The organism is Curtobacterium sp. MCPF17_047 (assembly GCF_003234045.1).
Lineage (GTDB): Bacteria > Actinomycetota > Actinomycetes > Actinomycetales > Microbacteriaceae > Curtobacterium.
In genome coordinates, this window is sequence record NZ_QKSF01000011.1 from 31,879 (window position 1) to 54,817 (window position 22,939).

General features: G+C 71.8%; 20 protein-coding genes. 8 read left to right on the forward strand and 12 right to left on the reverse strand.

What is annotated here, in order from left to right; genetic code table 11:
* The first annotated feature begins 60 nt into the window (after positions 1-60).
* Complete coding sequence (locus tag DEJ33_RS12125; RefSeq protein WP_146242611.1) at positions 61-504, forward strand: hypothetical protein; 444 nt, start codon at positions 61-63, stop codon at positions 502-504.
* Positions 505-601: 97 nt separating this feature from the next.
* Here the strand turns inward: DEJ33_RS12125 and purF are convergent, their stop codons facing one another.
* Positions 602-2,059: an amidophosphoribosyltransferase gene (gene purF / locus DEJ33_RS12130; RefSeq protein ID WP_110904065.1), complete on the reverse strand. Its 1,458-nt coding sequence runs from the start codon at positions 2,057-2,059 to the stop codon at positions 602-604.
* Positions 2,060-2,130: 71 nt separating this feature from the next.
* Between purF and purM the strand changes: the two genes are divergently transcribed.
* Positions 2,131-3,225, forward strand: coding sequence for a phosphoribosylformylglycinamidine cyclo-ligase (purM, locus tag DEJ33_RS12135; protein ID WP_111079350.1), 1,095 nt, complete (start codon positions 2,131-2,133; stop codon positions 3,223-3,225).
* Between the two features lie 348 nt (positions 3,226-3,573).
* Here purM and DEJ33_RS12140 read toward each other — a convergent pair whose 3' ends face one another.
* Positions 3,574-3,780 (reverse strand): DUF3073 domain-containing protein, encoded by a 207-nt coding sequence (locus tag DEJ33_RS12140; RefSeq protein ID WP_110904067.1) that lies wholly within the window; start codon positions 3,778-3,780, stop codon positions 3,574-3,576.
* Between the two features lie 162 nt (positions 3,781-3,942).
* Between DEJ33_RS12140 and DEJ33_RS12145 the strand changes: the two genes are divergently transcribed.
* Positions 3,943-5,094, forward strand: a complete 1,152-nt coding sequence (locus DEJ33_RS12145) for an NAD(P)-binding domain-containing protein (protein WP_111195117.1) — start codon at positions 3,943-3,945, stop codon at positions 5,092-5,094.
* A gap of 146 nt (positions 5,095-5,240) precedes the next feature.
* Here the strand turns inward: DEJ33_RS12145 and DEJ33_RS12150 are convergent, their stop codons facing one another.
* From DEJ33_RS12150 to DEJ33_RS12175, 6 genes are all read right to left on the reverse strand, one after another.
* Positions 5,241-5,489, reverse strand: a complete 249-nt coding sequence (locus DEJ33_RS12150; RefSeq protein ID WP_111074916.1) for a DUF3072 domain-containing protein — start codon at positions 5,487-5,489, stop codon at positions 5,241-5,243.
* An 86-nt stretch (positions 5,490-5,575) separates the two neighbouring features.
* Positions 5,576-6,364: a hypothetical protein gene (locus DEJ33_RS12155; RefSeq protein ID WP_110904070.1), complete on the reverse strand. Its 789-nt coding sequence runs from the start codon at positions 6,362-6,364 to the stop codon at positions 5,576-5,578.
* Between the two features lie 27 nt (positions 6,365-6,391).
* The gene (locus tag DEJ33_RS12160) at positions 6,392-8,638 is read right to left on the reverse strand and encodes an APC family permease (protein WP_258378162.1); all 2,247 of its coding nucleotides are present in this window, start codon (positions 8,636-8,638) and stop codon (positions 6,392-6,394) included.
* Between the two features lie 219 nt (positions 8,639-8,857).
* Positions 8,858-9,445: a PadR family transcriptional regulator gene (locus DEJ33_RS12165; RefSeq protein ID WP_111079353.1), complete on the reverse strand. Its 588-nt coding sequence runs from the start codon at positions 9,443-9,445 to the stop codon at positions 8,858-8,860.
* The gene (locus tag DEJ33_RS12170) at positions 9,442-10,365 is read right to left on the reverse strand and encodes a DUF4097 family beta strand repeat-containing protein (RefSeq protein ID WP_111195118.1); all 924 of its coding nucleotides are present in this window, start codon (positions 10,363-10,365) and stop codon (positions 9,442-9,444) included. Before DEJ33_RS12170 ends, DEJ33_RS12165 begins: the two co-directional genes overlap by 4 nt.
* A 76-nt stretch (positions 10,366-10,441) precedes the next feature.
* Positions 10,442-11,107 carry a YitT family protein gene (locus DEJ33_RS12175; RefSeq protein ID WP_111195119.1) on the reverse strand — a complete coding sequence of 222 codons (666 nt, stop codon included), beginning with the start codon at positions 11,105-11,107 and terminating at the stop codon, positions 10,442-10,444.
* Between the two features lie 60 nt (positions 11,108-11,167).
* Between DEJ33_RS12175 and DEJ33_RS12180 the strand changes: the two genes are divergently transcribed.
* The 3 genes from DEJ33_RS12180 to DEJ33_RS12190 all read left to right on the forward strand — a co-directional run bounded on the left by DEJ33_RS12180 (position 11,168) and on the right by DEJ33_RS12190 (position 16,960).
* Positions 11,168-12,607, forward strand: coding sequence for a PLP-dependent aminotransferase family protein (locus DEJ33_RS12180; RefSeq protein ID WP_111195120.1), 1,440 nt, complete (start codon positions 11,168-11,170; stop codon positions 12,605-12,607).
* A 113-nt stretch (positions 12,608-12,720) separates the two neighbouring features.
* Complete coding sequence (locus DEJ33_RS12185) at positions 12,721-13,425, forward strand: DUF6518 family protein (protein WP_111195121.1); 705 nt, start codon at positions 12,721-12,723, stop codon at positions 13,423-13,425.
* Positions 13,426-13,540: 115 nt separating this feature from the next.
* Entirely contained in the window at positions 13,541-16,960 is a 3,420-nt protein-coding gene (locus tag DEJ33_RS12190) for an efflux RND transporter permease subunit (RefSeq protein ID WP_111195122.1), read from the forward strand.
* A gap of 19 nt (positions 16,961-16,979) precedes the next feature.
* Here DEJ33_RS12190 and DEJ33_RS12195 read toward each other — a convergent pair whose 3' ends face one another.
* The gene (locus tag DEJ33_RS12195; protein WP_111079040.1) at positions 16,980-17,240 is read right to left on the reverse strand and encodes a hypothetical protein; all 261 of its coding nucleotides are present in this window, start codon (positions 17,238-17,240) and stop codon (positions 16,980-16,982) included.
* Positions 17,241-17,307: 67 nt separating this feature from the next.
* A complete protein-coding gene (locus DEJ33_RS12200; protein WP_111079041.1) occupies positions 17,308-18,315 on the reverse strand; it encodes an alpha/beta hydrolase in 1,008 nt (335 codons plus the stop codon).
* Between the two features lie 66 nt (positions 18,316-18,381).
* On the opposite strand from DEJ33_RS12200, the gene DEJ33_RS12205 reads away from it, so the two are divergent.
* Positions 18,382-19,236 (forward strand): polyphosphate kinase 2 family protein, encoded by an 855-nt coding sequence (locus DEJ33_RS12205; protein ID WP_111195123.1) that lies wholly within the window; start codon positions 18,382-18,384, stop codon positions 19,234-19,236.
* Positions 19,237-19,493: 257 nt separating this feature from the next.
* Positions 19,494-21,596, forward strand: a complete 2,103-nt coding sequence (locus tag DEJ33_RS12210) for a DEAD/DEAH box helicase (RefSeq protein WP_111195124.1) — start codon at positions 19,494-19,496, stop codon at positions 21,594-21,596.
* 153 nt (positions 21,597-21,749) lie between these two features.
* Here the strand turns inward: DEJ33_RS12210 and DEJ33_RS12215 are convergent, their stop codons facing one another.
* Together DEJ33_RS12215 and DEJ33_RS12220 are read right to left on the reverse strand one after the other, a co-directional pair.
* Positions 21,750-22,262, reverse strand: a complete 513-nt coding sequence (locus DEJ33_RS12215; RefSeq protein ID WP_111044752.1) for a DinB family protein — start codon at positions 22,260-22,262, stop codon at positions 21,750-21,752.
* Positions 22,263-22,288: 26 nt separating this feature from the next.
* Positions 22,289-22,891, reverse strand: a complete 603-nt coding sequence (locus DEJ33_RS12220; RefSeq protein ID WP_181437306.1) for a MarR family winged helix-turn-helix transcriptional regulator — start codon at positions 22,889-22,891, stop codon at positions 22,289-22,291.
* Positions 22,892-22,939: the final 48 nt, after the last annotated feature.

The window sequence follows — 22,939 nt, forward strand, 5'->3', positions numbered from 1 at the left end:
TCGCGTCCAGCGGACGAACTGCCGGGCGTGGCTCCTCCCAAGGTGGGGGACAATGGGGACGTGAGCAACACCGATCGACCCGATGAGCGCCCGGTGCCGGCGCCCAACGCGGTGACCAGCCCGGACCAGGTCACCATCCGGCGCGCCCCCCGCTTCAGCGTCTTCATCCTCGGCGGGGCCGTCCTCGGCTTCTTGGTGACGGTGGTCGTCGTCGCGCTCACGATGAGCATCGACCGGGGGAACCAGCAGGAGACCACCGGCTTCGCGGGGCTCGTCGGCTACTTCAGCCTGTACGGCATCTCGATCGGCATGCTCGTCGGCGCCGTCATCGCCGTCGTGCTCGACCAGGTCTCGTCCCGCCGTGCAGCCCGGCTGACGGCCGAGCGCGTGGCGGTCGACCCGGCACCCGAGACCGTCGACGGCGAGCTCGAGGAGCACGACGCCCCGGACGTCCCGACCGCGACCGATCCGGCCCCCGACGACCAGGCACAGCCGGAGCGCTGAGGCTGCGGTCGCAGACGCGACCCGAGAACGGACTGGAGGCCCGTCACCAGGTGGTGACGGGCCTCCAGTCCGTTCCGTGCGGACGTCCGCAGCGGCGTCAGCTGAGCTGGTTCGCCTCGACCCAGGCGAGGTACTCCGGCGACACCGAGCCGGTCACGTACTCGCCGGTGAAGCAGCTCATTTCGAGGTCCGTGACGTCGGAGCCCTCGATGATCGCGTCGCGCATGTCGCCGATCTCCTGGTAGATCAGGTGATCGCTGCCCAGGACGCGGTTGATCTCGGGGATCTTCCGGTCGTGGGCGATGAGCTCGGCGCGGGTCGGCATGTTGATGCCGTACACGTGCGGGAACCGGACAGGCGGCGCGGCGCTCGTGAAGGTGACCTCGTTCGCACCGGCGGCCCGCGCCATCTCGACGATCTCGCGGCTCGTCGTGCCGCGCACGATGGAGTCGTCGACGATCAGGATGTTCTTGCCCTTGAACTCGGACGACATCGCGTTGAGCTTCTGACGGACCGATCGCTTGCGCTCCGCCTGCCCCGGCATGATGAACGTCCGGCCGACGTAGCGGTTCTTGTAGAAGCCCTCGCGGTACTCGATGCCGAGCTTCTGCGCGACCTGCATCGCTGCGGGCCGGCTGGAGTCCGGGATCGGCATCACGACGTCGATGTCACCGGTCGGGGCGTACTGCTCGATCGTGTCCGCCAGGCGGTTGCCCAGGCGCAGACGGGCGTCGTAGACGGAGATGCCGTTCATCACCGAGTCGGGACGGGCCAGGTAGACGTACTCGAACGAGCACGGGACCAGGCGCGGGTCCTTCGCACACTGCCGGGCGTGCATCGTGCCGTCCATCTCGATGAAGACGGCCTCGCCCGGGGCGACGTCCCGGACGATGTCGTAGCCGCCGGACTCCAGCACCAGGGACTCGGACGCGACGACCCACTCGCTCTTGCCGGCGTCGTCGAACCTGTGGCCGAGGATGAGCGGCCGGATGCCGTACGGGTCGCGGAACGCCAGCAGGCCGTGACCCGCGATCGTCGCGATCGTGGCGTACGACCCCTCGACCCGCTCGTGCACGCGCTCGACCGCGTCGAACACCTGCCCGGGGTCCAGGTGGGTGCCGCGGACCTGGCCCTGCAGCTCGTGCGCCAGCACGTTCACGAGCAGTTCGGTGTCCGAGGTCGTGTTGAGGTGCCGACGGTCGATGTCGAACAGCTCGCGGGTGAGTTCCCGCGTGTTCGTCAGGTTGCCGTTGTGCACGAGGACGATGCCGTACGGCGCGTTCACGTAGAACGGCTGGGCCTCTTCCTCGTTCGCGGCGGCTCCGCGTGTGGCGTACCGGACGTGGCCGAGGCCCATCGTCCCGAGGAGTGCACGCATGTCACGGGTGCGGAACCCCTCGCGCACGTGACCGCGGGTCTTGTGCATGTGGTGCACGTGACCGTCGACCGTGGCGATGCCCGTGGAGTCCTGTCCCCGGTGTTGCAGCAGGAGCAGTGCGTCGTAGATGGATTGGTTTGCTGGCCCCTGATTGACGAGGCCGACGATGCCGCACATGCGCGGAGTGCTCCAGACCGTAGGATCGGGTGGTACCGAACAAGTCTGCCATGCCCCGCGGAGGACGACGTATGCCCAACCCCTACGCCGAGGCCGGCGTCGACACCGCTGCCGGTGACCTGGCCGTCGAGCTCATGAAGTCCGCCGTGTCGGCGACGCACAACGCGTCCGTCCTGGGCGGGGTCGGCGGCTTCGCCGGTCTGTACGACGTCTCGTTCCTCAAGGACTACGAGCGGCCGCTCCTCGCCACCTCCACCGACGGCGTCGGCACGAAGGTCGCGATCGCGCAGGCGATCGACAAGCACGACACGATCGGGCTGGACCTCGTCGGCATGGTCGTCGACGACATCGTCGTGGTCGGCGCGACGCCGCTGTTCATGACGGACTACATCGCCTGCGGCCGGGTCGTCCCGAACCGCATCGCCGACATCGTCGCGGGCATCGCCCGCGGCTGCGCGGCCACCGGCACCGCCCTCGTCGGCGGCGAGACCGCGGAACACCCGGGTCTGCTCGGACCGGACGACTACGACGTCGCCGGTGCCGCGGTCGGCGCGGTCGAAGCCGGCTCGCAGCTCGGCGCGCACCTGGTGCAGGACGGCGACGTCGTCATCGCCATCGAGTCCTCGGGGCTGCACTCCAACGGCTACTCGCTCGTGCGGCACATCCTGGGCCAGCGGGGCATCGGCTACACCGACACGCTGCCGGAGCTCGGCGGCCTGGTCGGCGAGGCCCTGCTCGAGCCCACCCGCCTCTACACGACCCCGCTCCTCGAGCTGATCGACGGGCACCCGGGCGACGTGCACTCGCTGTCGCACGTCACCGGTGGCGGCATCGCGGCGAACCTGGCGCGCGTGCTGCCCGTCGGTTCGTGGGTCGAGGTCGAGCGTTCCACCTGGCAGCCGCTCCCGGTGTTCCGCGTGCTCGCGGACCTGGCCGGCACGGCGATCGAGGACACCGAGGGCACCTGGAACCTGGGCATCGGCATGTTCGCGGTCGTCTCGGCGGCGTCGGTCGACGGGATCACCGCGACGCTCCGGTCTGCCGGGCTGCCCGCGTGGGCGGTCGGTACGGTGTCGATCGGCACGCGCGACCTGACCGGGTTCGAGCAGGGTGCGAAGGGCGTCGACGGCGGGGCCGTGCGGCTCGTCGGGTCCTACGCCAGCTGAGGCATGCGGGTCGCCGAGCGGCGCCCGGCTGGCCGGCGCCCTGCGGTCCGACACTGCCCGGCTGTCCGGCGCCCTGCGGTCCGACACTGCCCGGCTGTCCGGCGCCGCGTCGGTCGCACCGGCCGCGATTCGGCCGAGGTTCGTCCGCACTCGAGGTCGCACGACGTGCCGTCCGCACGACGCCGAGGTCGCACGATGTGCCGCCTCGGGACCGCCGGCGCGGCAGTTCGTGCGACCTCGGCGCCGCCCCGCCCTCGGCGGCGCCCGGCGCCGCCCCGCCCTCGGCGGCGCGCCGACAACGAGGAACGCCGCGCTGCCCGGAGGCGCGCGGCGTCGTCGACCGAGAGGTCAGGCGGACTTGTTCGTGTCCGTCTGGTTCTCGAGGTCACCTTCGTCGCCGAACTCGTCGGCCCACCGGTCGACGTAGTCGGGCTCGTCCGACTGCTGTGCGACGGAGAGTTCGCGTTCGAGAGCACCGTAGTTGGTGTCCGGGCTGAAGTACTTCAGCTCCCGGGCGACCTTGGTGTGCTTCGCCTTCTGACGGCCGCGCCCCATGCGTGACCCCCTCTGTGTCGGCTCATGTCCGGTCTCGGCGGGCGTCGAGTGCGCACCCGGGAAGAACAGACGGTTCGTGGTTTGAAATCTGTCGGCCACTTTACCATGTACCCCGTTGCCGACTTCGCCCGGCGCGTCCCGAGCACAGCAGAATCGAGGGTGATGATCCGCGCAGCAGAACGAGTCCGCGTCGTCGTGATCGGTGCTGGTCAGGCCGGACTCTCGGTCGCCTGGCACCTGCAGCGTGCGGGACTGGTCGCGGGCCGCGACCTGGTGGTCCTGGACCGCGCTCCGGGGACGGGAGGCGCGTGGCAGTTCCGGTGGGACGCCCTGCGGCTCGGCATCGCCCACCGCGTGCACGACCTGCCCGGCATGCACGAGATGGGTCTCCGCTTCGACGACGCGGACCAGACGCGGCCGGCCCGGGAGGTCGTCGCCGAGTACTACCGCCGCTTCGAGGAGCACCACGACCTCCGGGTGCGCCGGCCGCTCGCCGTCACGGCGGTCCGCCACGACGACGGAGGCGCCGCCCTGGTGGTCGAGACCCGTGACGAACAGGGCGTTCCGGGGGTGGTCCGGGCCGAGGTGGTCGTCAACGCCTCCGGCACGTGGGGCACCCCGTTCGTGCCGTGGGTCCCCGGCCGCGACCGGTTCCGCGGCCGACAGCTCGACACGACGGGCTACCGCGACGCGTCGGACTTCGCCGGGCAGGACGTCGTGGTCGTCGGCGGCGGGACAAGTGCGATCGGGTTCCTGCTCGAGCTCGACGGCGTCGCCCGGTCGGCGCGGTGGTTCACACGCCGGCCGGTCGTCTGGTCGGAGGACCCGGCCCTGGCGGTCGGCGCGGCCGTGGCGGCGGTCGAGGACCAGGACCGCGCTGCCCGGGCCGGCCGGACACTGCCGAGCATCGTCAGCGGGACGGGGCTGCCGGTGTCACCGCGGATCCGGCGCGGGATCACCAGGGGGTTGCTCGAAGCTGAGCCGATGTTCACGAGGCTCGACGTGGACGGCGTCCGGACGGCCTCCGGCGAGCACGTCCACGCCGACGCGGTGATCTGGGCGACCGGGTTCCGCGCCGACCTGCGGCACCTCGCGCCGCTGCACCTCCGGACCGAGGCGGGCGGGGTCGTCGTCGAGGACGGTCGGTCCGACGCCGAGCCGCGGCTGTTCCTCGCCGGGTACGGCCCACAGGCGTCGACGATCGGGGCGAACCGCGCCGGCCGTCGTATCGCCCGCCAGGTCCTGGCGATCCTGGCCGACGACGACGACGACGACGACGACGCCGGTCCGGCTCGGCGACGCGTCGGAGGCTGACCTCCGCTGGTCGGTTCACCACACTCGGCCCCGACGACCAGGCCTCGACCGGCCCCCGCGGCCCGCGGCGACTGCCAGCCGTCCGTCCGTGGGATGCACGACGGCGGTCCGCAGAACTGCGGACCGCCGTACAGCAACGACTGTTGTCAGGAAGAAGCGCCGCGTCCGGTCTTCTCCTGTAGGCGCTCGATGTGCTCCGACGCCTCGGCCTTGGTGAGGTCGGCCGACAGCTCCTCGCCGGCTTCACGGGCGAGGGTGTCGAGGTAGCTGCGCTGCGGGCCGGTCATCGGCTCGTCGCCGGTGACCCACTGCTCGGGGTCCTTGCTCGCGGTGGTCGAGGGGTCCGGGCGTTCTCCGCCGAGGGTCTCCGGCTGGTTCTGGTCTGCATCACTCATGCCCCGGACCGTACGCCGCACCCCCGACCAACGGCGCAGCACCACGTCCCCCGCAGGCCGTGAGCGGACAACGGGCACCGGACGACTCAGACGGGCGTCGCCGTGTACCGGACCAGATCGCCGCCGACGTCGCTCGCCGCGACCGGGACGACCCGCCCGTCCCGCTCGATCCAGAGCGTGTTCGCGGGCTCGTCGAGTCGGTCGACCCGGTGCAGCGACCCGGTGAGCAGGACCGACGCCGTGACCCGCACCCGTCCGGACGCCGGACGTGGCGGCAGGCCGGGGACGTCGTCGGCGTACACCGGGTACTCGCCCGGGGACAGCACGGGGGTGACGGGCGTCGTCACGATCTCCACCCCGGACGCTCCGGTCGACGTGTCGGTCACGCCGGACGACACGACGACGAGCCGGACCACCTGGTCCATCGGCAGCGGCACGTCGGCCTTCGGCGCGTCAGCAGGACCGGCCAGTGCGCGGAACGCGGGCCGACCGTCGGCGGCGAGGTGCGCCTCCCGGCCGTCGATGCGGACGCGACCGCGTCCCCGTGAGTCGGCGTAGACGCCCGGCTCGAGCCCGGACCGTCGGGCTTCCAGGAGGCTCACCACGACCCGGTCGGGTCGGTACCAGTCGCGGAGCGTGGCCGGGTCGACCCAGCCGATGCTCGCGACCCCGCGGGCGAGCTCAGCGGAGTCGTCTGCGGCACGCTCGTCGAGGGCGCCGAGGGGGTGCTCACCGCGCACGGCGACGAGTCCGTCGTAGCGGCCGTCCGGCGACACGGGAGGCTCGTGGTCGAGCACCTCGACGCGCTTCGAGACCTTGCCGCCGTGTCCGTCGAAGGTCGCGAAGGTGCGCAGGGCCTCGGGAGCGGTCGTCATGGGGTCACATCGTACGACCGGGCACCGTCACGCATCGTCATCGTGCGGACGGGGGACCGGCGGCGCGGCGGCGACCAGGGACCGGACCTCGCCGGTGCACAGCGCGGGGTCGACGCCGTCGGCGGGGCCGGCCGGGCGGGTGGCGCGGCGGGAGGCCGGTGACGGCTGGTGCGCGAGCCGCTGCGGCTCCAGGCTGTTGCGCTGGGCGGAGCGGACCAGGCGGTCCTCCTCGGCCTCCGAGCGGAAGACGCCGTGCGGGGATCGCCGCAGTGGCGGCCGGACGGGCTCGCCGCGTCGGTCCTGACCGGGGAAGGGCCGGGAGCGCTTGCCGTACAGCAGCTCCGACGAGTCCAGCAGCCACGGGACCAGCGCGACGGTGACGCCATGCATGAGCAGCAGCTTGCGGCGGATGCGACGACCGCGGTGGTTGTGCAGCATCCCTTCCCACCAGTGGCCGACGATGAACAGCGGCGTGTAGACGGTGACGACCTCTGAGCCGTGCTCGAGCCGGTGCGCCTTGATGTACTTGATCAGCGGCATCGAGATGTCGCGGTACGGACTCGGCACCATGACCAGCGGGACCTCGATGCCGTGCTCGGCCCACTGCTCGCGCAGCCGGGCTGCCTCGGCGTCGTCGATCGCGACGTGCACCGCTTCGAGTCCGGCGTGCTTCGCGGCGATGGCGTAGTCGAGGGCCTTGAGGACCGGCTTCTGCAGCTTGTTGACGAGCACGATCGCGTGGTCGCCCGTGGCGCCGAACTCGGTCTCGACGTCGGCCTCGATCTCGTGTGAGACGTCCCGGTAGTAGCGGTTCACGCCGAGCATCAGCACGAACAGCACGGGCATGATCACGAAGACCAGCCAGGCGCCGTGCGTGAACTTCGTGATCGTGACGATGACGAGCACCACGAAGGTGAAGGTCGCACCGATCGAGTTGATGGTCAGGCTCCGGAGCACCTGCCCGCGGTTCACCGGCTCATCGGCGGTGCCGGCACGGTCGGCGCGGAGCAAGGTCACCCAGTGCTTCACCATGCCGCTCTGCCCGAGCGTGAACGACACGAAGACGCCGATGATGTAGAGCTGGATCAGGCTCGTGACGTTCGCCCGGTAGACGATGAGCAGCGCGGCCGCGACGAGCGCGAGGACGATGACGCCGTTCGAGTAGATCAGGCGGTCACCGCGGGTCGACAGGGCCTTCGGGGCGTACGAGTCCCGGGCCAGGATCGAGCCGAGCAGCGGGAAGCCGTTGAACGCCGTGTTCGCCGCGAGCAGCAGCACCGCCGCGGTCGTCGCCTGGATGACGAAGAACAGCACCGAGTTGTTGCCGAACGTCGCGGCCGCGATCTGTGCGATCAGAGAGCGCTGCGGGGTGGTCGCACAGTCCGCGAAGCCCTGCAGGTCGCAGGCGCTCTCGGCGTAGTGCACGCGCGAGACCAGCGCGAGCGTGATGAGTCCGATGAACAGGACGATCGCGATGCCGCCCATGAGCACGAGGGTCTGCTGGGCGTTCTTGATCTTCGGGCGGCGGAACGCCTGCACGCCGTTCGCGATCGCCTCGACCCCTGTCAGCGCCGAACAGCCGGACGCGAAGGCGCGGAGGAGCAGCAGGATGAACGCGGCCTGTGTGGTGTGCTCGACGTTCTGCACCGTGTACGCGGCGGACTCGGCGACGGGGGCGTTCCCGGCGGCGACCCGGATCAGCCCGGTGACGACCATCACGAAGACGCTCGCCACGAACAGGTAGGTGGGGACGGCGAAGGCCTTGCTCGACTCGCGGACGCCGCGGAGGTTCGCGGCCGCCAGCAGCACGACGAACAGGATCGCGAGTTCGACGCGGAACTCGTTGAGCATCGGCAGCGCGGAGATGATGTTGTCCACACCCGAGGCCACCGACACCGCGACGGTCATCACGTAGTCGACGAGCAGGGCGCTCGCGACGACGAGGCCGGCGCGCTCGCCGAGGTTCCGGTGTGCGACCTCGTAGTCGCCGCCGCCGGAGGGGTAGGCCTTGATGAGCTGCCGGTAGGACGCGACGACGACGACGAGCAGCAGGACGACGAGCGCCGCCACCCACGGGGCGAACGTCAGGAACGCCATGCCGCCGAGCAGCAGGATCATCAGGAGTTCCTGGGGCGCGTACGCCACGGAGGAGAGCGGGTCGCTGGCGAAGATGGGGAGCGCCAGGTGCTTCGGCAGCAGCTGCCCCTCGAGTTTCTCGGAGGGGAGCGGGTCGCCGATCAGTCGGGCTTTCAACGACCGGGTCTCGTTGGTCACGAGCGACGAACTTACTCAATCGGTGGGCGAACGCAACACCGGAGGGCCGAACGGTATTCCGCCGTGATCGAACGCGACGCCGGGAACCCCTCAGATCCGCGACGTTGCGCGGATCTGAGGGGTTCCAGGGGCCGAGTCTGAAGGAACGGACAGGATGGGCGTCCGCTGGGCGCGGGCCGACCGGGAGGCTCGGATCGCGCCCGCCTCGTCCCGCACCGGTCAGAGCGACTTGCGCAGCGCCTCCAGGCCGTCGCGCAGCTTCTGCACCGCAGCGTCGTCGAGGGTGCCGCGTGCGGCGCGACGACGGAGGTCAGCGCGGAGCTGCTGCCGGAACACGGCGACGGCCATCTCGGCGTCCCGGAGCGACCGGACACCCGCTGCCGGCACGGCGGTCGGCTCAGGACCGGCTGCGCCACCGGAGCCAGCGGGTTCCGCGGCGGCCGCCAGGTCCGCACGGAGCGACTTCATCGCGGCGCCGACCGATGCGCGGACGCCGTCGGCCAGGGACTTGACGCTGTCGGTGACGCCGTTCTCGAGCTGCGCAACCTCGTCCGCGCGGGCGTCGAGCTCTGCGCGGCCGGCATCGGTGATGGCGTAGACGGTCTTGCGACCGTCGGAGGTTCCGGTGATCAAGCCGTCCTCCTCCAGCTTCGCCAGGCGTGGGTAGACGGTTCCGGCGCTCGGGACGTAGGTGCCGCCGAAGCGGTCGCCGAGCGCGGTGATGACCTCGTACCCGTGCATCGGGTGGTCGGCCAGCAGGACCAGCAGGTAGAGGCGCAGGTGGCCGTGCGCGAAGACGGGGCTCATGCGACGGGCCCGCCCTGCTCGTCGAAGGACGGAGCTGCCGGAGCTGCCGGAGCCGTCGGAGTCGTCGGCTCGGGCGGCCCGTCGGGGGCGGTCGGCGCGGTCGGCGCGTCCGACGCGGCGGGTGCGTGGCCGTGCACGATCGCCACGTCACCGGAGACCGAGTTGATGCGGATGTCGACGTAGGAGCCGGCGAGCTCGCCGTCGGTCCGCGTGTACGAGCCGCGGGTGCCGCGGATCTCGGCGTCGTCGAACTGCAGCCGGCCGGTCGCGGTGTTGATCGTGCTCGTGTACGGCGTGCCGTGCTCGAGACGGACGTCGACCGACCCGGACACCGTGTTCACCTTCACCTGGTCGGGGGAGCCGTGCAGGTCGAGGACGACCGCCGAGGACACCCCGTCCGCGGTGAAGCGGTTGATCTCGCCGGTGGCGACGACGTCGCCCGACACGGTGCGGAGCGCCACGGCGCCGACCTGGTCGCGGAGCGTGGTCGTGCCGGAGACGGCGTTGACGACGACGTCACCGATCACGCCGTCGACGACGACGTCCCCGGAGACGCTGTTCAGGGTGGCACCGCGCTCGGTACCGGAGAGCAGGACGCCGGCCGAGACCACGCCGATGTTCACCGTCACGTCCCGGGGGACCAGGATGCTGACGTCGGCACGGGCGCCACCGCCACGGAAGGACTTGAGGAACCCGAGGACGTCGTCCCAGCGCATCTGCGGGTGGTCGACGGTGAGGGTGTCGCCCTCGATCTCGACCTTGATGGGCTTGCCGGAGACCTGGTGGATCTCCACGCGGGCGGTGGGCTCGTCGTGCGTGACGACGTCCACCTGTCCGCCGACCAGACCGATCCGCAATGCGCGGACGATCCCGGTGTCGATGACCTTCGGCTCGTCGATGAGCCACTTCTCCTGTGCCATGACGTCTCCCTGTCCAGACGCGATGTGTCGCGTCTTCTGCGACACGATACATCGCGTCTGGACAGTGCGGCCAGGGTCAGCCCCGGATGCTCGGCGCAGGGTCAGGAACCGGCGGGCCGGGGGCGGGGCGTGCCTCCCGGGTGGGGCTCCACGGGAACCGACGGAAATGGCGCATCAACGGCTGGACCATCGGACCGATGGCGAACGCGGCGACGACGGTGCCGACGCCGACGTCCCCGCCGAGCAGCCAGCCGATGACGACGACCGTGACCTCGACGCTCGTCCGCGCGACCCACAGCGGCCAGCCGAGCCGCTCGTGCAGGCCGACCATCAGGCCGTCGCGCGGACCGGTGCCGAACCCCGCGCCGATGTAGCACGCGGTCGCGACGGCCAGGAGGGCGAGACTCGCGACGAACAGCAGGACGCGGCCGAGCAGGTCGCCCGGCTCGGGGACCAGCCAGAGCACCAGGTCGGCGGCCGGACCGACGCACAGGACGTTGAGCAGCGTGCCGATCCGCGGTCGCTGGCGGAGGGGGATCCAGAACAGCAGGATCACGAAGCTCGAGGTCACCGTGACGACGCCGAACGACCACGGCAGGACGTTCTCGAGCCCCTGGGTGAGGACCGTCCACGACGAGACGCCGACGACGGCACGGACCTGCAGCGCCACCGAGGCGCCGTAGAGGAAGAGGCCGACGGCGAGTTGCACGAAGCGCAGGGTCAGGGCGGTGGAACGGGGCATGGCTCGATGCTCGCGCAGATTGGCCTGCTGTGCGAGAGCCAATCGGGCTAGCGTGGACCCATGACACCCGTCCTGCTCAGCGCCCGCTCCGTCGCCCAGCTGCTCCGCCACTGGCGGTCCGGGTCCGATGCCGCCGCCTACGAGGCGCTCGCCGACGCCGTCCGGGTCCTCGTCATCGACGGACGCATCCCGCACGGGGCCCGTCTGCCCGCCGAACGCGGTCTCGCTGCCGCCCTCGGCGTCTCCCGCACCACCGTCGCGAACGCCTACGCGCGTCTCCGCGAGGACGGGTACCTCACCTCGCTCCGCGGCTCCGGGAGCATCATCCGCCTGCCGCTCGAAGGGCGTCCGGATCCGGAGCACCTGGCCGGCACCGTCCCCGCGGACCTGCTCGACCTCCGGAAGGCCGCCCTCCGGAGCGCGCCGGGCGTCGCCGACGCCGTCGAACGGGCGATGCGGCACCTCCCGGCTGCACTCGCCGGGATCGGGTACGACACCGTCGGCGACGCCGGTCTCCGGGCCGCGATCGCCGACCGGTACACCGCACGCGGACTGCCGACCACAGCGTCCGAGGTGATCGTCACCATCGGCGCGCAGCACGCGATCGCCCTGCTCGCGCGGGTGCTGGTCCGCCGCGGTGACCCCGTGCTGGTCGAGTCGCCGACGTACCCGCACGCCCACGAGGCGCTCCGCGAGGCCGGCGGCCGACTCGTCCCGGTCCCCGTCGACGTCCGCGGCGGCTGGGACGAGGCGGTGCTCGACGCCACGATCCGTCGCTCGGCCCCGACGGTCGCCTACGTCATGCCGGAACTGCACAACCCCACGGGTGCGACGATGACCGCCTCGACGCGCCGCGTGTTGCTCGAGGCCGCGGCGGCGGTCGGCACGGTCGTCGTCGCCGACGAGACGATGGGGGAGCTCCGCATCGACGGCGTGCCGTCGCGACCCCTCGCCGCCGACGCACCCGGACAGGTCGTCATGGTCGGTTCCGCCGCCAAGGTCTTCTGGGGTGGACTGCGGATCGGGTGGGTGCGCGCCGCACCGGACCTGCTGCAGCGGCTGCTGCTGGCCCGACCGACCGGTGACCTCGGCACGCCGGTCCTCGACCAGCTCGTCGCGCGCGAGCTGGTCCCGCAGACCGCGGCCGTCCTGGAGGCACGACGGCACGTCCTCCGCGACGGTCGCGACGGACTCGTGGCCGCGCTCCGGGCACGACTGCCGGAGTGGGACGTGCCGTCCCCGGCGGGCGGGTTGACGCTGTGGGTCGGGCTCGGACGGCCGGTGTCGAGTGCGCTCGTGCTCGCCGCGCGGTCGGAGGGGGTGGTGCTGGCCTCCGGCGGGGTGTTCGGCCCGGACGGCGGGTACGAGCGGTCCCTGCGGGTGCCGTTCACCGTGTCCGGCGCGGACCGGGAGCGGCTGGTCGAGGCGTTGGCGCGGTCCTGGGAGCGGGTCGGCGGGGCGGCGGTGGAGACGAGGGGGTCGGCGGCGGCCGTGGTGTGAGCCGCTTCCGCTCCGCCACCGCTCGTTCCGTCCCGCTTCTCACTCTCGCGGGGGATGCGGGTGGCCCTCCCGGGTGACGCGGTGGCCGGTGCCGGCACGGCAGCATCGGGACCATGAACAGCACCCTGTCCTCCTCGTCCGCCGCACTGCCGGGTACGTCGTCCGGCTCCGCCGCCGGCGTGCCGCCGCTCGCCCGGGTCACGATGGCGCTGACGGGGGCGGTCCTGGCCGGGGTCGCGACGAGCTTCGGACAGGCGGTGCCCGGACTCGGCACGGTGTCGAACTCGGCCGGCCCGTGGTTCGTCGTCGCGGCGCTGCTGGTGCTCGCGGCGGGGGTCGGCCGCGGCGCCGGTGCCGGTGCTCGGGCTCGGGGTCGTCGCTCGTCGGTGGCGCTGGCGATGGCGCTCGGGGTCGTGCTGCTCGAGCTCATGCACGTCGGGTACTGGGCGGCCACGAACCTGCGCGGCTACGTCGACACGTTGTCGATCACGAACTTCTGGGTCGTGATGGCGGTGCCGGCCGGGCTCCTGGCGGGCGCGGTCGCCGTCGCGGCGCGGTCGTCCGACGGCCGCTGGCGCGGGGCTGCGGCCGGGGCCACCGCCGCCGTCCTCATCGGCGAGGGGGTCCGCGGCTTGCTGCAGGTGGCGGCGACCACCGGCTCGGCGACGTGGATCGTGCAGATCGTGGTCGGGATCGCCGTGGTCGTGGTGGGGATGGCGCTGGCCCGGACGCCGGTCGGCCGGGTGGTCGCCCTCGGGGTCGGGATCATCGGGTCGGTCGCCGTCGCCGCGGTGTACGTGGGCATCGGCTGGGCCTGATCCGGTCCGCAGTGCCGGGCGCACTGCTCCGGCGCTCCCTCCGCGAAACTGCACGTTCGTCCACAGAGTGCACTGCCGGGGCGCGCGCGGACGCCACGGCTGCGAGGATCGAGACGTGCACCTCCTCTCCGTCTTCAGTCTCCGGAACCGCGCCCTCATCGCCCTCGTGACGATCGTGGTCGCCGTCTTCGGTGGCGTCGCCCTGTCGAGCCTGAAGCAGGAACTCATCCCGAGTGTCGAGTTCCCGCAGGTCGCCATCGTCAGCGCCTACCCCGGGGCCACGCCAGAGGTGGTGTCCAACGACGTCTCGACCAAGATCGAACAGGCCATCCAGGTCGTCCCGGACCTCGAGTCGACGAGCGCGACCTCGTCCACCGGGCAGAGCGTCGTGTCGGCCTCGTTCCAGTACGGCTCGAACCTGGCCAGCGCCGAGGACAAGATCCAGACCGCGGTGAACGCCCTGTCGCTGCCCGACTCCGTGCAGACGCAGATCGTCACCGGGTCCTTCGACGACCTGCCGGTGCTGCAGGTCGCGGTCTCGGCGTCCGGCAACCAGGAGCAGCTCGTCGACCGGCTGCAGGCCTCGGCGATCCCCGACCTCGAGAAGCTCGACGGCGTGCGGCAGGCCGACGTCTTCGGCAACCCGGGCCGCCGCGTCGTCATCACCCCGGACCAGGACGAGCTCGCAGCCCGCGGACTCAGCCAGACGGCGATCTCGGACGCGCTCGACGACAACGGCACGCTGATCCCCGGCGGCACGTTGACCGAGGACGGTTCGACGCTGTCCGTGCAGACCGGTGAGCGGATCGCTTCGCTCGAGGACATCCGTGACCTGCCGCTGACGAGCTCGTCGTCGGGGTCTGGTTCCTCGGCCTCCGGCGGCACGACCTCCGATGGCACGGCGTCCGCCTCTGCCGGCGCCACGTCCGGTGCGGGCGCGGCTGCCACCGGTGCGACGGGCGCCGGTGCGACCGCTCCGGGCACCGGTGCGGACGCGACCGGCGGGACCACGACGACGGCTCCGACCGACGGCACGGCGACCGGCGGCACGACCACCGCGGCGACACCCACGGACACGACGCTCGGCGACGTGGCGACCGTCGCCATCAAGGAGTCCCCGCGCACCTCGATCAGCCGTGTGGACGGCGAGCAGGCCCTGACGATCTCGATCACGAAGACGCAGGAGGCCAACACCGTCGACGTCTCGAAGACCGTGCGCGACGCGCTGCCCGGCATCGAGAAGAAGATCGAGGGCGACCCGCGCTTCACCGTCGTCTTCGACCAGGCGCCCTACATCCAGCAGTCGATCGACTCCCTCGCCGAAGAGGGCCTGCTCGGCCTCGGCTTCGCGGTCATCGTCATCCTGGTGTTCCTGCTCTCGTGGCGCTCCACCCTGGTCACCGCGATCTCGATCCCGACCTCGGTGCTCCTCGCCGCGATCGGCATGCGCGCCGCGGGGTACACGCTCAACATCATCACGTTGGCCGCCCTGACGATCGCGATCGGCCGCGTGGTCGACGACTCCATCGTCGTCATCGAGAACATCAAGCGGCACATGGTGCCCGGCGTCGACCGCGGCCGTGCGGTGCTCGACGCCGTGCGCGAGGTCGCCGGGGCCGTCACCGCCTCCACCCTCACCACCGTCGCGGTGTTCCTGCCGGTGGCGTTCGTCGCGGAACTCGTCGGCGAGCTCTTCCGGCCGTTCGCCGTGACGGTCACGCTGGCGCTCATCGCCTCGCTGCTCGTGTCGCTGACGATCGTGCCGGTGCTCGCGTACTGGTGGCTCCGACCCGCCAAGGCGAAGCAGGGAGCGGGGACGGCCACGGCCGGGTCGGAGGACGCCGGCCCGGTTGCCACCGACCTCGACACCATCCGTCCGGGCTCCGGAGGGACGCTCGCCTCGGCGGACGACCTGCACGACGCCGGCACCTCGGACCGCCTGCGCCGTGTGTACCTGCCGGTGCTCAGCTGGGCGGTCCGCAAACCGGTCGTCGTCGTGCTGCTCGCCGTGGTCGTCCTCGGTGGCACGGTCGCCTCGCTGCCGTTCGTCACGACGAACTACCTCGGCGACTCCGGGCAGAACACGTTCACCGTGACCCAGGACCTCAAGGCCGGCTCGAGCCTCGCCGTCCAGTCCGACTCCGCGCGCAAGGTGGAGCGGGCGCTGCAGGACGTCGACGGCGTCGAGACCGTCCAGACCACCATCGGCACGAGCGGGCAGTCGATCCAGGCGGCCTTCGGTGGTGGCGGCACGGCCTCGGTCCAGTACGCCGTCACGACCGACGCGGAAGCCGACCAGACGACGATCCAGGCCGATGCGCGGAAGTCGCTCAAGGGGATCGACGACGTCGGCGAGATCACCATCGCGTCCTCGGGCGGCGGCTTCGGCGGCAGCAGTGACATCGAGGTCGACGTCACCGCGCCGACCCAGTCGCAGCTCGAGACGGCGTCGCAGAAGGTCCTCACGACCATGCAGTCGGTCGAGAACACGACGGCCGCGACGAGCAACCTGTCGGCAGCGGAACCGTTCCTGGCAGTCCGCGTCGACCGGGCGAAGGCCGCGTCCCTGGGGCTCACCGAGACCCAGGTCGGCGGGCTCGTCGCCGCGGCGGTCTCACCGCGGGACACCGGCAGCATCGAGATCGACGACGCGACGCTCGACGTCTACATCGCCGACGCCGAGCCGCCGACCACGATCGCCGCTCTCCGCGACCTCGAGGTCCCGACGAGCACCGGCACGGCCAAGCTGACGGACGTCGCGACGGTCGAGGAGTCCGACGGCCCGACCACCGTCACCACGACGAACGCGGCCCGCACGGCCACGATCACCGTGACGCCGGACGCGTCGAACCTCGGTGCCGCCGTGCAGTCGGTCACCACGGCCGTCGACGAGCTCGACCTGCCCCGCGGTGCGACCGCGTCGATCGGTGGTGTCGCCGCCAGCCAGTCGTCCGCGTTCTCGCAGCTCGGCCTGGCGCTCGTCGTCGCCGTGCTGATCGTCTACGTGATCATGGTCGCGACGTTCCGCAGCCTGCTGCAGCCGCTGATGCTCCTGGTGTCGGTGCCGTTCGCCTTCACCGGTGCACTGCTGCTGCAGATCATCTCCGGCGTGCCGCTCGGAGTCGCGTCGCTGATCGGTCTGCTGATGCTCATCGGCATCGTCGTGACGAACGCCATCGTGCTCATCGACCTCGTCAACCAGTACCGCAGACGAGGACTCCGGGTCCGTGACGCCCTGCTCGAGGGCGCGACCCGTCGTCTCCGGCCGATCCTCATGACGGCGACCGCGACGATCTTCGCGCTGCTGCCGATGGCGATCGGGCTGACGGGGAAGTCGGGCTTCATCTCGCAGCCGCTCGCCCTCGTCGTCATCGGCGGGCTGGTGTCGTCCACGCTGCTGACGCTCGTGGTGCTGCCCGCGCTGTACGCCCTGGTCGAGGGTGCGCGCGAGCGTCGGGCCGAGCGGAAGGCTGCGGGGCTGCCGCGGAAGAAGTGGTTCCGGTCGCTCTTCCGCCGGAACCGGACGCAGTCCTAGCCGCGCGCCGGTCGGGAGCTCAGCGCTCGCTGGGCTCCCGGTCGGCCGGGCGGAACCACGACACGAGCGCACAGGTCAGGGTGACGAGGAAGACGAGCGCCCCGAGCTGCGCGACGACGGACGGCTGCCCGACCGCGGCCCCGTAGCCGCCGAACGACACCGCGACCAGGAACGACAGTCCGAGCAGCAGCTCCACGGAGGTCCGGACACCGGTCAGGGGAGCGGCGAACGGACGCGGGGCGCGGTGGACCGGCGTCTGGGCGGAGGGCGTGGAGGTCACCTCGGAAGTCTGGCGAGCCGTCCGGTCCGACGGCAGTCCCGCTCCGGGTGCCACCCGCCCGGGGGAGTCAGCGCAGGCCGGCGCGGAGGAAGTTCGTCACGCGTCGGCTCATCGCCTGGTCGAGCTGCGCGATCGAGTGCGCCGACCCCTGCACCGCCACGAACCGCACCGAGACCCCGTGCGACCGCAGCGTCGACGCGAACCGCTGCGACTCCCACAGCGGGATGAACTCGTCCGTCGAGTGCCCGATGAAGAACGGCGCCGTCGCCTTCGTCACGTGGTACTCCGGTGAGGCCCGCTCGGCCGCCGGGCAGGCTCGGTAGGACGTACAGCCGAGGTAGAGCAGCTGCTTCCGTTGGAACGCCGCGGCGACCCCGTCCGGTCCGGTCGAGCGGGCCGTCAGGTCGGTCGGGCCGCTGAGGTCGACGACCGCCCGGATGCGGTAGCCCTCGGCGTACGCGCTGGACTCGTGGTCCTGCACGGCGAGCATCGCGGCGAGGTTCCCGCCGGCGCTGCCGCCGAACACCCCGACGCGTCCGGGGTCGACGTCGTACGTCCGCAGCGTGGTCTCGCGGAACACGAAGTCGAGTGCCCGGCGGACGTCGTCGAGTCCGGCGGGGAAGGGGTCCGTCGGTGCCAGGCGGTAGTCCACGTTGAAGGTCACGAAGCCCTCGGAGGCCAGGTACTGGCACACCGAGCGGTACGCGGCGGTCGCCTTGTCACCGTGTGACCAGCTGCCGCCGTGGATCATCATCACCGCCGGACGTGTGCCGACGTCGACACGGTCCGGGGCCTCCGTCGGCGGAGCGGTCGGTGTCGCCGTCGGAGTGGCGGTGCTCTCCGGTGGGCTGTCGGCGGGCAGGCAGACGTCGAGTTGCTGGAGCGGGTCCTGCCCGTAGGGGACGTCCTGCACGACGTCGATGCCGTGGTACCGCAACGACAGGGGGTAGATGACCGGACCCGCGGTGACCGTCGAGTTCCGGTCGCCCGTGCCGTCCGCACTGCAGGACGCGGCGGCGCCGACGACCGCGACCGCGGCGACGAGCGCGAGCAGGAGACGACGGCCGGACTTCATCGCGAGCCACGGTACAGGGGCCGGCCGGGGGTGCCAGGATGGTGGTCACACCCGCAGGAGGATCCCGTGAGCCGTCAGAAGTCCTGGAACGCCGATCCGGAACCGCTCCTCCGCGTCGGTCCCGGATTCCGACTCGACACCGTCGACCCCGACGGCACACCGGGCTTCCCCGGCCGCAAGATCGACGGGCTCGAGGCGTTGGCCGCCGGCGCCTCCCGGCTCACGGCCCTGCAGGAGCGGCTCTGGGCAGCGGCAACGGCTGGCGACCAGCGGCGCGTGCTGCTCGTCCTGCAGGCGATGGACACCGCGGGCAAGGGCGGCATCGTCTCGCACGTCGTCGGCGCGGTCGACCCGAACGGCGTGCACTACGCGGGCTTCGGGGCCCCGACGGCCGAGGAGCGCGAGCACGACTTCCTCTGGCGCATCGAACGACAGCTGCCGAACGCCGGACAGCTCGGGGTGTTCGACCGCTCCCACTACGAGGACGTCCTCATCCAGCGCGTCCGCGGGCTGGCGGAACCGGCCGAGATCGAGCGTCGGTACGGGGCGATCGTGGACTTCGAGTCCCGCCTGGCCGAGCAGGGCACCACGATCGTCAAGGTCATGCTGCACATCTCGAAGGACGAGCAGCGTGAGCGTCTCGGCGAACGCCTGGACCGGCCGGACAAGCACTGGAAGTTCAACCCGGGCGACATCGACGAGCGTCTGCGCTGGGACGACTACCAGCAGGCGTACCAGGTCGTCTTCGACCGGACGTCGACCGAGCAGGCGCCCTGGTACGTCGTCCCGGCGAACCGAAAGTGGTACGCCCGTCTCGCCGTGCAGCAGCTCCTGCTCCGCGCCCTGGAGGACATGCACCTCTCGTGGCCCGCCGCCGACTTCGACGTCGCCGAGCAGCGACAGCGGCTCGCCGAGTCCTGACCGCTCGTCCGGTCGTCCGCTCGGTGGGCCGGCACCGGCCGGGAGGCCCGGGGCTGGCTTCCCGAGGCCGGTTCGCGTAGACTCCCTCGGTCGGCCTTCGACACCGTGGCTCGCGAGCCGCGGACGTGTTTGGGTGTTGTGTAGTTCGAGGGCTGGAATCACGTCGATCGACGACGGGATGAACCCCCTCTCCACGAACCGCCCCCGCCGATGTCGCTGCCGGGCCGCGTGGTACGTCTGCACCCCGGAAAGAACACATGGCCCCGTACGACAAGGGCGCGAACTCCCGCGCCGACCGCTCCGACCGCGCTCGTCACCCGAACGGCACCCCTGCGGCTCGCAGTGCCAAGCACCGCGGCTTCCGAGCCCCCGAGCCCACCGCCCCGCGCCAGAAGCAGCGCTGGGACGCCGAAGAGCGTCGCTCCCGTCCCTCGTCGGGCGAGCGCCCGAACTGGGAGCCGCGTGACAGCCGCGGCAGCCGTCCGGCGTGGGAACCCCGCGGTGCGGGCCGTCCCGCACGCGGCGACGACCGTGCCCCGCGTTCGTTCGACCGCAACGACCGCGCCCCTCGTCGTGACGACAACGACCGTGCGCCGCGTCGCTTCGACCGTGACGACCGCGCGCCGCGCAGCTTCGACCGCAATGACCGTGCCCCTCGTCGTGACGACAACGACCGTGCGCCGCGTCGTTTCGACCGTGACGAGCGCGCGCCGCGTTCGTTCGACCGCAACGATCGCGCCCCTCGTCGTGACGACAACGACCGTGCGCCGCGTCGTTTCGACCGTGACGAGCGCGCGCCGCGTTCGTTCGACCGCAACGATCGCGCCCCTCGTCGTGACGACAACGACCGTGCGCCGCGTCGTTTCGACCGTGACGAGCGCGCACCGCGTTCGTTCGACCGCAACGACCGTGCCCCTCGTCGTGACGACAACGACCGTGCCCCGCGTCGCTTCAACCGTGACGAGCGCGCACCGCGTTCGTTCGACCGCAACGACCGCGCCCCTCGTCGTGAGGACGACCGTGCGCCGCGCCGTTTCGACCGCGACGACCGCGCGCCGCGCAGCTTCGACCGCAACGACCGCAACGACCGCCCGACCGAGCGCACCCCGTTCGTCCCGGCGGACGACGTCAAGCTCGAGAAGCTCCAGGCCGAGGCGACCGTCGCCGCCGACGTCGACGGCGTGAGCTTCGGTGACCTCGGCATCGGTGGCAACATCTCCCGTGCGCTCGCCGAACTCGGCGCGTCCAGCCCGTTCCCGATCCAGGCGGCGACGATCCCCGACGTGCTCGCCGGCAAGGACGTCCTCGGCCGCGGTCGCACGGGCTCCGGCAAGACCATCGCGTTCGGCGCCCCGCTCGTCGAGAAGCTCATGGAGAACGGCGGCGGCATGAAGCGGAAGATGGGCCGCGCTCCGCGTGCGCTCATCCTCGCGCCGACCCGCGAACTCGCCCTGCAGATCGACCGCACGGTGCAGCCGATCGCCCGCTCGGTGGGCCTCTTCACGACGCAGATCTACGGCGGCGTCCCGTACGGCCGTCAGGAGGGTGCTCTCGAGCGCGGCGTCGACATCATCGTCGGCACCCCGGGTCGTGTGCAGGACCTCCTGAACAAGGGGAAGCTCGACCTCAGCGAGGTCGTCATCTCCGTCCTCGACGAGGCCGACCACATGTGCGACCTCGGGTTCCTCGAGCCGGTGCAGGAGATCCTCCGCGCCACGGCCGAGGTCACCCCGCAGGGCAACCGCGCGCAGAAGCTGCTGTTCAGCGCGACGCTCGACACCCAGGTCGCCGCGCTCGTCGAGCAGTTCCTGCACGAGCCGAGCGTGCACGAGGTCGCGGGTGAGGACCAGGCGTCCTCGACCATCGACCACCGCGTGCTCGTGGTCGAGCAGCGCGACAAGGACCGCGTCCTCGAGGAGCTCGTCGCCGGCGAGGGCAAGACCATCGTCTTCGCCCGCACCCGCGCCTACGCCGAGCGTCTCGCCGAGCAGTTCGAGGACGCCGGCATCCGCGCGACCTCACTGCACGGTGACCTCAACCAGTCGCGCCGCACGCGCAACCTGTCGCTGCTCACCAGCGGCCGGGTGAACGTGCTCGTCGCCACGGACGTCGCGGCGCGCGGCATCCACGTCGACGACATCTCGCTCGTCGTGCAGGCCGATGCGCCGGACGACTACAAGGCGTACATGCACCGCTCCGGTCGCACCGGTCGTGCCGGCAAGGAGGGCACGGTCGTCACGATCGTCCCGCGCAGCCGCCGCCGGAAGATCGAGGGCATCCTCGAGCACGCCGAGATCCAGGCGGACCTCGTCGAGAGCGGTCCCGGCGACCGCATCCTCGCGGAGCTCGCCGCGCGCTGAGCTCGTGAGACGCCGGCGTCTCTGCGAGACACCGGCGAACTCGTGAGACGCCGCCGGGAACGGCGGCGTCTCGACCACGACGCGGCGTCTGGAACGACCACTCCACGGACGGGAGGCACGGTACCTGCTGGTACGGGCCTCCCGTCCGTCGTGTCAGCGGTTGAAGAACAGCACGCCGCGAGCGTAGCCCGCCTGGCCGGCGTGCTGGACGCAGTCGTCGAGGATGCTGACCAGGCGCACGCCGACGGTCACCGGCGGGTCCCAGGCCTCGTCCACGACGGTCTCGAAGTCCTCGGGCGACAGGGTGTGCAGGTAGGCGACGGTGCGCTCGTGCACCGCGCCGAGGTACCCCGTCAGGAGCTCGGCCGACGCGCGGACACGGCCGACGTCGTCACGGGACATGCCGTACCCGAGCGCCTCGGCGGGGAACGGCAGGCCGAAGCGCTCGACCCAGCCGTCGGCCGTCCAGACCTGTTCGGTGCCGGCGAGGGCGGCGATCTGCGAGTCCTGACCACGGGCGATGTGCCAGGCGAGCCAGGCGAGCGTGTTGGCACCGGCGGCCGGGCGGGAGGCGAGCTGGTCCTCCGACAGGCCGTCGACGGCACGTCCGACGGTCTCGGGTACGCGGGAGAACGCTTCGACGAGGAGTTCGGCGGGAGTGGTCATGTGTCCGACCGTACGCCGCACCTCGGTCAGAGGCTGGCGGCTCGGGAGTGGCGGGCGAGGGCTTCGCCGAGGAGCGTGAACTGGGTGGCGAGGCGGGCGCGGTCAGCGGGGGCGACGACCTCCCGGGCTGCCGCCGAGTAGACGCCGCTGATCTGCTGCGCGACCGCGGCGCCGGACGGGGTGAGGCGGAGCAGCAGGCTGCGGCGGTCGTCCGGGTTCGGCCCGCGGCGGATGTGCCCGTGCCGTTCGAGCCGGTCGATCAGCGAGGTCATCGCGCCCGTGGACAGTTCCAGGTGCTCGCCGGCCTGCTTCGGGGTGACGCCGGTGCCGGTGGCGGCCAGGAACAGCACGAAGCGGGTGTCGGTCGCGTTGAGTCCGCGCGCGGCGCTCTCGCGGGCGAGCACACGGGCGTGGTGCATCTGGAACGAGCGGAACGCGACCATGAGGTCGGCGAGGTCGTCCTCGGCTGGGGCGACGGAGCCGGCGGCGAGGGCGACCGTCCGGGTCGGCTGCACGTCCGGGCTCACCGGCACCGACAGTGCACCGGAGCGCGGGTCGGGCAACGCGTCGGGCAGGACGTCGGGCAGCAGGTCGGGCACGGTGGGGAGGGCCGCTCGGGAATCCGGCATGCGGGGGTGTCGCTCTTCTCGCCAGGGACCGCGGTGGACGGTCGACGG

What these genes read in the sequence shown, in the direction of transcription:
- purF (WP_110904065.1), bottom strand. Translation starts at nt 2,059, where the DNA reads ATGTGCGGCATCGTCGGCCTCGTCAATCAGGGGCCAGCAAACCAATCC.
- purM (WP_111079350.1), top strand. Translation starts at nt 2,131, where the DNA reads ATGCCCAACCCCTACGCCGAGGCCGGCGTCGACACCGCTGCCGGTGAC.
- DEJ33_RS12140 (WP_110904067.1), bottom strand. Translation starts at nt 3,780, where the DNA reads ATGGGGCGCGGCCGTCAGAAGGCGAAGCACACCAAGGTCGCCCGGGAG.
- DEJ33_RS12145 (WP_111195117.1), top strand. Translation starts at nt 3,943, where the DNA reads ATGATCCGCGCAGCAGAACGAGTCCGCGTCGTCGTGATCGGTGCTGGT.
- DEJ33_RS12150 (WP_111074916.1), bottom strand. Translation starts at nt 5,489, where the DNA reads ATGAGTGATGCAGACCAGAACCAGCCGGAGACCCTCGGCGGAGAACGC.
- DEJ33_RS12155 (WP_110904070.1), bottom strand. Translation starts at nt 6,364, where the DNA reads ATGACGACCGCTCCCGAGGCCCTGCGCACCTTCGCGACCTTCGACGGA.
- DEJ33_RS12165 (WP_111079353.1), bottom strand. Translation starts at nt 9,445, where the DNA reads ATGAGCCCCGTCTTCGCGCACGGCCACCTGCGCCTCTACCTGCTGGTC.
- DEJ33_RS12170 (WP_111195118.1), bottom strand. Translation starts at nt 10,365, where the DNA reads ATGGCACAGGAGAAGTGGCTCATCGACGAGCCGAAGGTCATCGACACC.
- DEJ33_RS12175 (WP_111195119.1), bottom strand. Translation starts at nt 11,107, where the DNA reads ATGCCCCGTTCCACCGCCCTGACCCTGCGCTTCGTGCAACTCGCCGTC.
- DEJ33_RS12180 (WP_111195120.1), top strand. Translation starts at nt 11,168, where the DNA reads ATGACACCCGTCCTGCTCAGCGCCCGCTCCGTCGCCCAGCTGCTCCGC.
- DEJ33_RS12185 (WP_111195121.1), top strand. Translation starts at nt 12,721, where the DNA reads ATGAACAGCACCCTGTCCTCCTCGTCCGCCGCACTGCCGGGTACGTCG.
- DEJ33_RS12200 (WP_111079041.1), bottom strand. Translation starts at nt 18,315, where the DNA reads ATGAAGTCCGGCCGTCGTCTCCTGCTCGCGCTCGTCGCCGCGGTCGCG.
- DEJ33_RS12210 (WP_111195124.1), top strand. Translation starts at nt 19,494, where the DNA reads ATGGCCCCGTACGACAAGGGCGCGAACTCCCGCGCCGACCGCTCCGAC.
- DEJ33_RS12215 (WP_111044752.1), bottom strand. Translation starts at nt 22,262, where the DNA reads ATGACCACTCCCGCCGAACTCCTCGTCGAAGCGTTCTCCCGCGTACCC.
- DEJ33_RS12220 (WP_181437306.1), bottom strand. Translation starts at nt 22,891, where the DNA reads ATGCCGGATTCCCGAGCGGCCCTCCCCACCGTGCCCGACCTGCTGCCC.